We start from the raw sequence: 12,288 nt of genomic DNA, 5'->3' as shown, positions 1-12,288 counted from the left end.
AAGAATCATCTTCTTTTCTCAATAATGACATGACAAGTTCTCTTAACTCATTTCTTTTAATTTTATCTATCTTCTTAGTCAAAAAAGCCACTCTTTACTCTTTTTCAGCATTACTTTTTCCTTTTAGAAAATCTATTGCTTTATCCGTATCCTTAAATTCTTTTTCTAATTGAATATTATTACTTCTTGAAATACTAATTCCATTTTTAAGCTTTTCTAAAGAATTAAATCTTTTTAATCTAGCATTTATCTTATCTTTTTCTTTTGAAGCTAGTTTCATCTTGAAATGGATATATTTTGAAATTGGCAATGTGCTGCGTACCGGCGATTTAAGAATAAATGGCAATGCAATTTCTTCTGGCATGTTTCCAGGATGTAAATAGTAATCCTTTACATAATCGACGTAGTTAGGTATTTTATAAATATACTTACTGTCTCCCATAGCAACAACAATATCTTGTCTTTTTAATTTTTCGGGTAAGTTATTTAGATCTCCGACAGATGTTAAAACATGCTTCAATTCTCCGCTTTTCCCCCTAGTAACTATTATCTGTTTGATCATATCTTGATACTTTGAAATTTCAATGGGAGAAACACCCTGATCGATTTTGGCTATTTTTTTATAAACTTCCGAATAATTATCAGTACTAATATTCGTATAATGAACATCATCAGTTTCCATTGCAGTTTCAACAATATCCTGATGCCCTTCATTATATTCAACTACTCCAATTCTTTCAGCAGCTTCCCTTATTGAAAAGGCATATTGTCTGATAAATCCTTTAATAATGATTTGACATTTTTATCGGTTAAAGAATAGCCCAAAAATAAAATTGGAGATACCGTTAATCTACTTAAAATCTTTGCATTGATAATTGCGGATATTCTTTTAATTTTTTGTAATCATCTTCAGTTATTACTATAGAGTTAGGATCACTTGTAGACCCATGAATTTTATATAATTCTCCAAACTCGGCTCCGGTAGAAAACAAACCTTTATTTCCGACTTTTATATTCACATTTCCATTTAATTCATTTTCCAAAAATTCATCATAATTAGTAGTTACAATAAACCTGGCTTTAACTAGCATCTTTTTCAGTAGATTTATTTCATTAACTTCATCCTTAGGTTGCAATTTTGAAAATATATCTGCAATTCTGGTTCTAAAAGGTGAAATGCCTTGTTTATGTGCCCGCTCTAATGTAAGATCAGGTAATTTTATTTTTCCGTCATAAAAAGCATCATCATATCTACTTTCTATCTTAGAAGCCATACTAGTATAGATATAAAAAGAATCTTCAGTTTTTTTCTCAGATTATGAAAAGCAGAGTAATAATTATCAGTTGGATTTGTTTCATTCCATAAAATATATAATAACTTATCCCATGTAGGAGCATCTTTAAAGTATCTTCTAGTAATACCTGAACCAATAAATATTATAGGAAATTCATTCTCTTTAATTAAATTATCTAAAAACGATTGCTTCATAACTTTCACCTCTTATACAATCTTAATTATATCAGAGCACTAATTTTATTGAAAAATATCTCCCGAAATAAAAAAGCCCTTATTTTAATAACTAAGAGCTTTAATTTGGTACACTACCATGTCAATTAATACCTAGTTTCAGTTAATGCATGTTTATCAGCATTCCACTCTAATCAATACTACATTCTTATTCCCACTCAATCGTTGACGGTGGCTTACTGGTGACATCATAGACTACGCGGTTAATGTTTGGTACTTCGTCAACAATGCGCGTTGAAATTTTTTGCAAAACATCCCACGGCAAGCGGGCAAAGTCAGCGGTCATCCCATCAATTGAGGTAACGGCACGAATACCAATGGTATAGTCGTAAGTGCGACCGTCACCCATCACGCCAACGGATTTGATACCAGGTAAAACGGTGAAGTATTGCCATACTTTTTCCTGTAAACCGGCTTTTTTAATTTCATCCCGCAAAATTGCATCACTGTCACGCACCAGTTTGAGTTTATCCTCCGTTACTTCGCCAATAACGCGAATGCCAAGACCAGGTCCCGGGAATGGCTGACGCCAAACCAAATCGTGCGGAATCCCTAATTTTTCACCCAGTTCACGTACTTCATCTTTAAATAACTTGCGCAAAGGTTCAATTAGTTTAAAGTGTAAATCCTTAGGTAACCCACCAACGTTATGATGCGACTTGATTGTCTGGGCGGTATTTGTGCCGCTCTCAATCACATCGGTGTACAGGGTGCCTTGGGCTAAAAAGTCCACATCTTTAATTTTTTTTGCTTCGTCCGCAAACACCTCAATAAACTCTTTACCAATGATTTTCCGCTTTTGCTCAGGGTCGGTGACACCTTTGAGTTTATTCAAAAAGCGCTCTTGAGCGTTTACCCGAATAATGTTAACGCCTAAATCACGATTCAAGGCAGCCATTACTTCATCGCCTTCGTTTTTGCGTAACATGCCGTGATCCACAAAAATTGCTGTCAACTGGTTGCCAATCGCTTTGTGTAAAAGTGTCGCGGTGACGCTGGAGTCTACCCCACCAGATAATCCCAGAATTACCTTCTTATCACCAACAGTTTTTCTAATTTCAGCAATTTGCAGGTCAATAAAATCGGTCATAGACCAATCAGCTTTAGCGCCGCAGACTTTAAAAGCAAAATTACGCAAAATATCAAGACCATACTGGGTATTCCGCACTTCAGCATGAAATTGAATACCATACATTTTTGCTTGATCGTTAGCAATAGCGGCAATCGGGCAATTTTTGCTTGAAGCCACTGTTTCAAAACCAGCAGGAGCCCCTGTGACCAAATCACCGTGACTCATCCAGACATATTCATCTTTAGGCAGGCCAGCAAATAAAACGGAGTTAGTATCTTCAACTTCGATATCGGCACGACCGTATTCAGAATTGGCAGCTTTTTCGACCTTACCGTCTAAATAAGAAGCCATCAGTTGCATTCCGTAACAAATACCCAGAATTGGGATACCCAATTTAAAAATTGCGGGATCTACTTTCAAAGCGTTTTGGTCATAAATACTGTTAGGACCTCCTGAAAAGATAATGCCCTTGGGGTTAATCTTTCTTATTTGGTCCATACTAATATCATGGGGCAACAACTCGGAATAAACCCCAAAATCCCGCAGCCTGCGTGTGATTAGTTGATTATATTGACTACCAAAATCCAGCACAATAATTTCATCAAAATCACTAATATTCTTTTTCACCGACATCCAAGCTCCTTTACTGATTAAATTCATACTATATCAACTTTACTAAGAAATGCAGCAGTGGTCAATAATTTTTTAGCTCTAATAAATGATTTTACGAATCATTTATGCCCTTTTGCTTAATATAATTCGTAATTTAATTTTAAAATTAATCTTGCACATATTATGTGACTCTGTTACAATGCTTGCAATAGCAAAATAAAAATCTATATATTGCCGTAATGTGGTCGGCAGTTTCTACTCAGAACCGTAAATTCTGAACTATGGATAATGTAGCATTTAAAGTAGTTAAAATACTAGTTTAAGGGGCTTTTTTTACCATAGTTTTGGTAGAAAAAGTCCTTTTTGTCTTAAAGGAGGAAAAAGTGAAATTATTAGAAGACCGGATTCGCAGTGACGGAGAAGTTTTACCTGGTAATGTTTTAAAAATTAACTCGTTTTTAAATCATCAAGTAGATCCCGAACTAATGAAGAAAGTCGGAGAAGAATTTAGTCAACTATTTAAGGATAGTGGCATCACAAAGGTGTTAACCTGCGAAGCTTCGGGAATTGCACCAGGAGTAATGACAGCCTTTGAATTACATGTGCCAATGGTTTTTGCCCGTAAGAAAAAGCCCGCTACACTTAATGATGCTGTCTATTGGGCCGATGTTTATTCTTACACTAAGAAAGTCACTAATCAAATTTGTGTTGAGCAAAAATTCTTGCACAAAGATGATCACTTGTTAATTATTGATGACTTTCTGGCAAATGGCGAAGCAGTTAAAGGCATGATTAATATTGCTAACCAAGCTGGTGCTGAGATAGCTGGTGTCGGCATCGTAGTCGCAAAAACTTTCCAAGGCGGCAGCGACTGGATTAAAGAACACGGCTATCGCCTCGAAGCCTTGGCAGAAATCGATAGTTTAGCCAATAATCAAGTACATTTCGTGGGAGAAAACTAATGGCAAAAAAAGAAGTTAGCCAACAAAAAGCAGCTGTTTTAGGTTTACAGCACCTCTTAGCAATGTATTCCGGTGCTGTTGCGGTACCTCTGCTAATTGGTAATGCATTAAAATTTTCTCCTGCACAAATGACTTACCTTGTTTCAATTGACATTTTCATGTGCGGCTTAGCTACGCTATTACAATTAATGCGCAACAAGTACTTCGGTATTGGTTTCCCAGTTATTTTAGGTTGCGCCATTCAGGCGGTTGCCCCCTTGCAAATGATTGGGCAGAAATTCTCAATCAACGACATGTATGGTGCCATTATAGTTGCCGGTATTTTCGTAGTTTTAATCTCGGGTGTTTTTGCCAAAATCAAAAAGTTCTTTCCTCCTGTAGTAACAGGTACGTTAATTACTACTATTGGATTAACCCTCGTTCCGGTCGCAATTCAAAACATGGGTGGTGGCAATTCAGCCGCTAAAAGTTTTGGCAGTGGTCAAAATCTCTTCCTAGCCTTTTGCACGATGTTTATCATCCTGGCATTAGAAATTTGGACTAAAGGATTCATTAGGTCAATTTCAGTTTTAATCGGTCTTGTTGCCGGAACTGTTATTGCCGCTTGCATGGGTCTTGTTTCATTCACTCCCGTAATGGAAGCATCTTGGTTCCACTTACCCCAACTTTTCTATTTTGGAGTACCGAAATTTGAATGGTCTTCCAGCCTGACAATGATCATCATTGCTTTAGTCTCAATGGTCGAATCAACCGGCGTATTCTTCGCCATCGGTGACCTTTTACATCATGACGTAACTGAAGAAGATTTGAAAAAAGGTTACCGCGCAGAAGGTATAGCTCAAATTTTTGGTGGTTTATTCAACGCTTTTCCTTATACCACTTTTTCTCAGAATGTCGGTCTTTTACAATTATCAGGCATTAAAACTAAGCGTCCGATTTACTGGGCCGGTGGTCTACTAATGGCTATGGGTTTGTTACCTAAAATTGGCGCAATGGTAACTATCATTCCTACCCCAGTGTTAGGTGGTGCAATGCTCGTAATGTTCACTATGATTGCAGTTCAAGGTATCAAAACACTGGCCAAAGTTGATCTTAGCGACAATAACAATGTCTTAATTATTGCCATCTCAATTGGACTTGGACTCGGTGTTACTATTTATCCCCAATTTTTCAAAAATCTACCGGCTACTGTGCAATTGTTTTTAAGCAACGGAATCGTGATTACTAGCTTATCCGCAACAATTCTAAACTTTTTACTTAAAGGAGGTGATAGAAAAGCAAAACAAAATACTCAAACTGCAAATATCACGTAAATGAAATTGTCTTTACCCTTGAGACAATTCTATTTACCCCAAAAAAGCATCTTCAGGCAAGAAGATGCTTTTTTATTTTTATAGGATAATAGCATTCATGTTAGTCAGGCTCTCATTCAAATTCCCTATATTTAGAAATGAACTGCAAGTTGCAAGCATTTGCTCTCCAATTTTCTCAAATGGCTTATCCACAATCTTTTCTGTATACTTCATAATTCCAATAGCAGTGATAAAAATGAGAAAGACCTGTGTCACTCGAGCAACTACAATTTTCTGCCCACACTTTTCATATCCTTTGACAAAAGAAACGATCAATTCTTTATTTAAACCAAAGTCCTGGTAAAAAAGCTTAATGAAGTCTTGATAATTTACTCCCATGCGCGCTCGTTCAAAGTCAATTAGGCTAAGATGACCGGCAACAATTTTATAATTGCGCAAGCCGACATCCCCGTGTAAAACAGTATTTGCATGAACTGCCAAATTTTTTTCTATACCTGCTCTTTTAGCTGTAAACAGCGCTAGCAATTTCATCAGCTTGTTTTTGATTTCGGGCTTATTTAAGTTATCAATGTCGCGTTTTGCCTTATTGAATAGTTGATTATTTTGGTATACGCCAGAAAATGGTTTGACTTTTTGATGGAAGTCAGACAATTCTATTCCCATGTTAAATGCCATATCAGGATTGATTTCTTCTTTAATTTCAGAAGGCGCCAAATCTTTCATGACCAAAACAAATTGTTGCCTTTGTTTGACAACAAAAGAGTCTAATACACGAGTATTTAGTTGCTCGTTAACAGCTTTTTCAGTTAAAAATTTTCCTTCTTGTGCAAAGACTTTGACAAAAATTTTTTGCTCAAATTTTGCACTATTACCAACAAAAGTGCTGTTTTGTGACTCGTGCGTGATCTTTGTTAAGTCAGCTTGCAATTTTTCTTGTAAAAATTTTTCTATAGTCATTAGTTTAGTTCTTTCATTTCACCGATGCGGGCAATGCCACAGCGATGTAACACAAAAGTAGTTTACCGATTTTCTTGCCAATCAAGGTAACAGTATGAAAATGCACCATAAACTATGTTTTTCTTAGTATTAATCATTTTAATCCTCACCTTCATATAAGAATAATCAGTCAACCGTTACCCCTAATATCTGCACCAATTGAAAAGCTAATTCTAATGATAGATCATACTTATCTTTTTCAATGGCGTTGATCGTTTGCCAAGTAACATGAGCAGTTTCGACTAATTGAGCCTGTGAGTACCTTTGCTTTTTACGCAATTGAGCAATTCTATTTTTCACTAGTTCACTCTCCTGTCAAACTTATTTGACTTTTTTAGTAAAGCTTCTTTTATATTTTGTATAAATCATAAATTAGAATTTAGTTAGAAGCAATAATTGATAAAAGTAATAATAATTTAGGTTTAAGTTTACTCATTTTTTTGCAAACAGTCCGCCTTTTTTAATACAATATAGATTAAGTAATTTGAAAGGACAGATAAGATGAAAAAAGCAGAATGTACGACTATTCTTGTCGGTAAAAATGCCACCATTGACGGTTCAGCTATGATTGCCAGAAGTGAAGACGGTGGCCGTGAAATAATTCCTGAAGGTTTTGAACTTATTACACCGGAAAAACAACCAAATCATTATGAAAGTGTTATTAGTCACCAAAAGATTGATGATGAAGATTTAGCGGAAAAGCCTTTGCGTTATACCAGTGCACCTGATGTCTCTGGCGAAAGCGGCATCTGGGGTGCAGCCGGAATTAACTCAGAAAACGTAGCAATGACTGCTACTGAAACTATTACCACAAATGCACGTATACAAGGTATTGACCCACTTCTTGCCCAGGGCGGCCTAGGAGAAGAAGACTTTGTTACTTTAACATTGCCTTATATCCACAGTGCTCTTGATGGCGTTAAGCGCATTGGTTATTTGCTGGAAAAATATGGTACTTATGAAATGAACGGTATGGCTTTTGCCGATCATGATGAAGTCTGGTACCTGGAAACAATTGGTGGCCACCACTGGATTGCACGCCGTATTCCTGATGACGCCTATGTTGTCGCTCCTAACCGTTTGAACATCGATGAATTCCACTTTGGTAAAGATGGCTTCTTAACTGATGATACCTTAGAAGACCTAATTAAGGAATACCACTTAAATCCTGACCGTGAAGGTTACAACATGCGACACATCTTTGGTAGTTCAACTATTAAGGATGCGCATTACAACAATCCTCGTGCCTGGTTTGTTCACAATTACTTTGATCCAGAATTCGGCGGCAAGCCAAGTGATCAAGATCAACCATTTATTTGCCATGCTAACCGCAAAATTAGTATTGAGGATATTTGCTTTATCGAGAGTTCTCACTATCAAGATACTCCATTTGATCCTTATGGTGATCAGGGTACCCCTGAACAAAAGAAAACTTACCGTCCAATTGCACTTAACCGCAACTTCGAAACTCATATTCTCCAAGTTAGAAATGATGTCCCTGAAGAAATTGCTGGCGTGCAATGGCTTTGCTTTGGTCCAAATACCTTTAACAGCTTTGTGCCATTCTATACCAATGTTAATGACACCCCGGCCAGTTTCCAAACCGGTCCAAAGTTCGATTTGAACAAGATTTTTTGGTTAAATAAATTAACAGCACAATTGGGTGACACTAACTTTAAAGTCTACGGTGAACTAGAAAATGACTTTGAGCAAAAATCATTGGCACAATGTCACCTCATTCAACACGAAACAGATAAAAAAGTTGCAGGTCTGTCAGGCAAAGAAGCTGAAGATTTATTAACTGAGGCCAACCAAAAGATGGCTGATCAAGTTTACAACAACACCATTGAACTACTGGGTAACATGGTAAATGAAGGCCATAATCTAGCAACACTTAAGTTTGACCTGTTAGATTAAAATAGTGAAATACAAAAAACGGTAGAGTATAAGCTCTGCCGTTTTTGTTTGTCACAATTTTATCAAAGATCTGTCCCATTCGATTCAATGATTTGTTTGTAATAGCTAAAACTAAATTTTTTGATTCTTCTTAAAGTACCACTACCATCATTGTTTCTATCAACGTAAACGAAACCATAGCGTTTTTTCATTTCTCCTGTACCAGCTGAAACAATGTCAATAGGCCCCCACCATAAGTAACCAATTACATTGCAACCATCTTGAATTGCCTTAGCAATTTGCTCAATATGCATCTTAAGATAGTCACATCGTTCTTTATCATAAATGCAACCTTTCTTATCTGGATGCTCATCCATACCTAGACCATTTTCTACAATAAAAAGGGGTAATTCGTAACGGTCGGTTAATATGTTTAAAACATAACGTAACCCTTCGGGATCAATCGGCCAGTTCCAAGGTTGTGGTGCTTTCACCTTTAAAAAGGGATTTTCAATACCAATAGGCCCTCCAGTATCTACTTTCATTTTTTTATCTACATCAAAGACACTACTTTTATAATAGCTAAATCCGATATAGTCACATGTAAAATTCTGAATTAGTTCTAAATCTCCTTGCTCAATTTCTGGAGCTAAATTATTTTCTTTCCAATAACGAATAATATACATAGGATAATGTCCCCGGCACATTACATCACTAAAGAAAAATGATTTTCTGGTAAAAAGATAAGCACCAAAAACATTTTTGGGATTTGGGGTATTAGGATATAGTGCAAGCTGAGAAAAGCTACACATTAGTCCCATCTTTGCTTTGTTGTCAATCTTTCTTAAAATCTGAATAGCTCGTGCATTAGCCACAAACATGTTATGACTAGCTTGAAAACAATCTTTTAAACTTATATCAGATAGAGGATCATCTAGATTTTTAGGTGGTATCGGTAATATACCACCCGCTACATAAGGATATTTCATCAAATTGTTAATTTCATTAAAAGTCATCCAATAGTGAACTTTGCCTTTATATCGTTCAAAAACAGTTTGACAATACTTAATAAAAAAATCGATCATTTTACGGTTAGTCCAACCGCCGTATTTAGCTACCAAATTAAATGGAGTTTCATAATGACTCAACGTTATTATTGGTTCCATTCCTTTACTAATAATGGTATCAATAAGCTGATCATAAAACTCTAATCCTTTGTCATTTGGTTTATCCTCATCACCCTTTGGATAAATTCTAGACCAAGCAATACTTGTTCGAAAAGCTTTCAAGCCAAGCTCATGCATTAGCTCTAAATCTTCGTCAAAATGATGGTAAAAATCGATCGCTTCATGGGTCAAATAAGTTTTTGTAGGATCTAGATTAAGTTCCCATATTTTCTTATTTTGATTCCATTTGATACTTGGTTTTCGAGAGTGAAGACCAACGACTGTATCAATTACACTTGGTAGTTTGCCATCTTCATCCCAGGCACCTTCTATCTGATTAGCGGCAACTGCTCCACCCCATAAAAAATTTTCTGGAAAAACTTTACTATTCATGATGCTCCTCAAACTATAAATATTTAGTCAACTTGTTGTTTTGCTATCTTTTCTGATACTTTCAAAAATGGTAGATATAATATAACGTGAACCGCTACTATGATAATTTGCACCAAAACTACTTTCCAATCTCCTCCACTGGCTAAAAAGCCGTTGACGAATGGAGGAATAGTCCATGGGACTAATACTGTTAGTGGCTTAATAAAACCTATAGCTGTCATTACGTAACCTATTGTTGTTCCAATAATTGGCCCCAAGACAAAGGGAATCATCAAGGAAACATTAAATACTACTGGAAGTCCGAACACAATTGGTTCATTAATATTAAAGATTGCAGGAGCAAGAGCTAATTTTGATACCTGTTTAAACGGCTTATATTTTGTAAATAATAAAATAGCGATTAAAAGACCAAGTGTAGCACCCGTTCCTCCCATTTGACCAAAAACAAGTCTAAATGAATAATTAATTATGTTAGGAGCCTGACGACCAGCTGCTGCTGCAGTCATATTCTCATTCATAGCAACCATAAGGGGCGCTTTCATAATTGAACTTGTAATGGTTGAAGGGTGGATACCAATTGAAAACACAAAATTCGCAAGCGCAAATAAAAATGTAAAACCAATAAAGCTATTACCAACTTTAGTTAAGGGCTTTTGAATAGCCATTGTAATAAAATCAATTACACTTGTATTCCATAAATCAACTAAGAGAGTTGATACTAAACAAATAATTAAAATGGTAATAAAAATTGGTATCATTAATTCAAAACTAGTAGCAACAGCAGGAGGAATTCCTTGTCCTAAATTAATTTTTAAGGCCTTTAATTTTGATAATTTAATAAATATTTCTGTCGCCACAAAGCCAATAATAATACCTGCAAACATTCCGTTAGTACCTATTTTGTCAAAAGTTACTACTCCAGTAACTTCTGCCATTTTCTCGGTTCCTTTTATCGTAGCTTGATTGACTATTGGCATAATGGCAAATAAACTACCAATTGTAACTATCACTGCAGACATTGGAGAATCAAATTTTCTAGCCTTTGCTAAATAATATGAAATCATTGGGGCAACTAGCATTGCTGAAATATTTAATGTTGCATTACTAACTAAATTTCCAAATACTTGCAATTTTGCTAACAGATCGCCATTCGTTAAAGCTGGAAAAATTACACTATTTAATAATGTTCCAATACCAGCTAAGATGAACATTGGCATAATAACTTGGAAAGCATCCCTTAAAATCTTAAGGTAAGTAATATTAGCAATTTTAGCTGCCACGGCAGTAAATCTGTCAGTTAATGTCGCTTTGTTTTCGTTCATTCTATTTTTCCTTTCTAAAAAAATTGTTTTGACAAAAAATAATTAAGCACTTAATCTAAATTTAGTTTATTAAAATAAAGCGCTACCAAAAACAAAATAATTAGTTTCTTTTGTGCAAACTTTTGCTACAACATAATTAAGTAAGGAAAACAAAAATGAGTTACATGCCGATGAACTATAAGGTTAAACAATTATATTCAACTAATATTATTTCAAATAAAAGCAATAATTTTTCACAATCAAGTCGGTGGCATAATTCTTTCGAACTATTACTTTGCTATTCAGGCAATGCAACAGTTAAAATTGGTTCTAAAAATCATAATTTGACAAAAAATAGGATACTTTTTATAAATAGTCTTAAAAGTCATTCAATAAAATCAAAAGTGCCATTTCAACTATTACGACTAACCATTGAAAAAGAGTGTTTGTGTGAATATAAAGATATTTTTAGTACTTATGAATTTGACACAAAACTATCTGATAAAAATTATATTTCCTTAGTAAAATTAAGAAATTATATGGAAGAATTAAATATTATTCAAGAACGAAATCAAGGGCTAGAGCTAAGTTTTAGGATAAAAGCTTGTATTAATGACATCATTTTTTTACTGTTGACCGAATTTAAAGTAGGAGATTTTGATACACAAATGATCAATACCTCACAAAAATACGAAGAAATCATGTCAAAAATAATGATTTATATCGAAGAAAATTATCATTATCCAATAACATTAGCGGAAACTGCCAAACTATTTTCATACTCTAGCACGTACTTCTCTAAATTTTTTAAAAAGCATTCAGGTATTTCTTTTTCAGAATACTTAACTAAGGTACGTTTAAAACATGCATACTTTGACTTAACGATGACAGACTTATCTATCAATAAAATTGCATTTAAAAATGGTTTTTCAAATTCTAGATCTTTTAGTTCCTATTTTAAAAAACAATACGGTTACAATCCAAAAAAGTACAGGCAAGAAATCCACTGAGTAAAAATTATGCTTCATAATAAAAACCTGAAATTAAAT

The 12,288-nt window shown here is 35.0% G+C and carries 13 protein-coding genes and 1 riboswitch; of the genes, 4 read left to right on the top strand and 9 right to left on the bottom strand.

The features are described from left to right. Positions 1-94 precede the first annotated feature (94 nt). The 5 genes from AAA915_RS04945 to guaA all read right to left on the bottom strand — a co-directional run bounded on the left by AAA915_RS04945 (position 95) and on the right by guaA (position 3,233). Positions 95-682 (bottom strand): hypothetical protein, encoded by a 588-nt coding sequence (locus tag AAA915_RS04945; RefSeq protein ID WP_294830288.1) that lies wholly within the window; start codon positions 680-682, stop codon positions 95-97. A gap of 68 nt (positions 683-750) precedes the next feature. Then, positions 751-825 (bottom strand): hypothetical protein, encoded by a 75-nt coding sequence (locus AAA915_RS09230; protein ID WP_366125387.1) that lies wholly within the window; start codon positions 823-825, stop codon positions 751-753. A gap of 29 nt (positions 826-854) precedes the next feature. Continuing rightward, complete coding sequence (locus AAA915_RS04940; RefSeq protein WP_294830289.1) at positions 855-1,274, bottom strand: SIR2 family protein; 420 nt, start codon at positions 1,272-1,274, stop codon at positions 855-857. After that, positions 1,259-1,489 (bottom strand): hypothetical protein, encoded by a 231-nt coding sequence (locus AAA915_RS04935; RefSeq protein WP_294830291.1) that lies wholly within the window; start codon positions 1,487-1,489, stop codon positions 1,259-1,261. Before AAA915_RS04935 ends, AAA915_RS04940 begins: the two co-directional genes overlap by 16 nt. Positions 1,490-1,676: 187 nt before the next feature. Further along, positions 1,677-3,233, bottom strand: coding sequence for a glutamine-hydrolyzing GMP synthase (guaA, locus tag AAA915_RS04930; protein ID WP_338207477.1), 1,557 nt, complete (start codon positions 3,231-3,233; stop codon positions 1,677-1,679). Positions 3,234-3,416: 183 nt separating this feature from the next. Next, a riboswitch (purine riboswitch) is annotated at positions 3,417-3,514 on the top strand. 81 nt (positions 3,515-3,595) lie between these two features. On the opposite strand from guaA, the gene AAA915_RS04925 reads away from it, so the two are divergent. Both AAA915_RS04925 and AAA915_RS04920 read left to right on the top strand, forming a co-directional pair. Then, positions 3,596-4,174, top strand: coding sequence for a xanthine phosphoribosyltransferase (locus tag AAA915_RS04925; RefSeq protein WP_338200871.1), 579 nt, complete (start codon positions 3,596-3,598; stop codon positions 4,172-4,174). Continuing rightward, positions 4,174-5,487 carry a nucleobase:cation symporter-2 family protein gene (locus tag AAA915_RS04920; protein ID WP_338200873.1) on the top strand — a complete coding sequence of 438 codons (1,314 nt, stop codon included), beginning with the start codon at positions 4,174-4,176 and terminating at the stop codon, positions 5,485-5,487. Before AAA915_RS04925 ends, AAA915_RS04920 begins: the two co-directional genes overlap by 1 nt. 78 nt (positions 5,488-5,565) lie before the next feature. On the opposite strand, the gene AAA915_RS04915 is transcribed toward AAA915_RS04920, so the two are convergent. Both AAA915_RS04915 and AAA915_RS04910 read right to left on the bottom strand, forming a co-directional pair. Further along, a complete protein-coding gene (locus tag AAA915_RS04915) occupies positions 5,566-6,444 on the bottom strand; it encodes a phosphotransferase (protein WP_338200875.1) in 879 nt (292 codons plus the stop codon). 165 nt (positions 6,445-6,609) lie between these two features. Then, a complete protein-coding gene (locus tag AAA915_RS04910; protein WP_338200877.1) occupies positions 6,610-6,783 on the bottom strand; it encodes a helix-turn-helix transcriptional regulator in 174 nt (57 codons plus the stop codon). A gap of 201 nt (positions 6,784-6,984) precedes the next feature. Here AAA915_RS04910 and AAA915_RS04905 point away from each other — a divergent pair, with 201 nt between their 5' ends. Further along, positions 6,985-8,400, top strand: a complete 1,416-nt coding sequence (locus AAA915_RS04905; protein ID WP_338200879.1) for a C69 family dipeptidase — start codon at positions 6,985-6,987, stop codon at positions 8,398-8,400. A 62-nt stretch (positions 8,401-8,462) separates the two neighbouring features. Here the strand turns inward: AAA915_RS04905 and AAA915_RS04900 are convergent, their stop codons facing one another. Both AAA915_RS04900 and AAA915_RS04895 read right to left on the bottom strand, forming a co-directional pair. Further along, positions 8,463-9,938, bottom strand: coding sequence for a glycoside hydrolase family 1 protein (locus AAA915_RS04900; RefSeq protein ID WP_338200881.1), 1,476 nt, complete (start codon positions 9,936-9,938; stop codon positions 8,463-8,465). A 23-nt stretch (positions 9,939-9,961) separates the two neighbouring features. Further along, on the bottom strand, positions 9,962-11,260 hold the full coding sequence (locus AAA915_RS04895; protein ID WP_338200883.1) for a PTS sugar transporter subunit IIC: 1,299 nt from the start codon (positions 11,258-11,260) through the stop codon (positions 9,962-9,964). Positions 11,261-11,430: 170 nt separating this feature from the next. Between AAA915_RS04895 and AAA915_RS04890 the strand changes: the two genes are divergently transcribed. After that, a complete protein-coding gene (locus tag AAA915_RS04890; protein ID WP_338200885.1) occupies positions 11,431-12,249 on the top strand; it encodes an AraC family transcriptional regulator in 819 nt (272 codons plus the stop codon). Positions 12,250-12,288 lie beyond the last annotated feature (39 nt).

The sequence above is a fragment of the Lactobacillus rizhaonensis genome, assembly GCF_036246345.1.
In the GTDB taxonomy this organism is placed as follows: domain Bacteria; phylum Bacillota; class Bacilli; order Lactobacillales; family Lactobacillaceae; genus Lactobacillus; species Lactobacillus rizhaonensis.
Note: the sequence above shows the minus strand (reverse complement) of the source record. Positions and strands in the feature narration are given on the sequence as shown.

Excerpts from the sequence above, each read along its gene's own strand:
- AAA915_RS04945 (WP_294830288.1), bottom strand. The coding sequence starts at position 682 with ATGGAAACTGATGATGTTCATTATACGAATATTAGTACTGATAATTAT.
- AAA915_RS04940 (WP_294830289.1), bottom strand. The coding sequence starts at position 1,274 with ATGGCTTCTAAGATAGAAAGTAGATATGATGATGCTTTTTATGACGGA.
- AAA915_RS04935 (WP_294830291.1), bottom strand. The coding sequence starts at position 1,489 with ATGAAGCAATCGTTTTTAGATAATTTAATTAAAGAGAATGAATTTCCT.
- guaA (WP_338207477.1), bottom strand. The coding sequence starts at position 3,233 with ATGTCGGTGAAAAAGAATATTAGTGATTTTGATGAAATTATTGTGCTG.
- AAA915_RS04920 (WP_338200873.1), top strand. The coding sequence starts at position 4,174 with ATGGCAAAAAAAGAAGTTAGCCAACAAAAAGCAGCTGTTTTAGGTTTA.
- AAA915_RS04915 (WP_338200875.1), bottom strand. The coding sequence starts at position 6,444 with ATGACTATAGAAAAATTTTTACAAGAAAAATTGCAAGCTGACTTAACA.
- AAA915_RS04905 (WP_338200879.1), top strand. The coding sequence starts at position 6,985 with ATGAAAAAAGCAGAATGTACGACTATTCTTGTCGGTAAAAATGCCACC.
- AAA915_RS04900 (WP_338200881.1), bottom strand. The coding sequence starts at position 9,938 with ATGAATAGTAAAGTTTTTCCAGAAAATTTTTTATGGGGTGGAGCAGTT.
- AAA915_RS04895 (WP_338200883.1), bottom strand. The coding sequence starts at position 11,260 with ATGAACGAAAACAAAGCGACATTAACTGACAGATTTACTGCCGTGGCA.
- AAA915_RS04890 (WP_338200885.1), top strand. The coding sequence starts at position 11,431 with ATGAACTATAAGGTTAAACAATTATATTCAACTAATATTATTTCAAAT.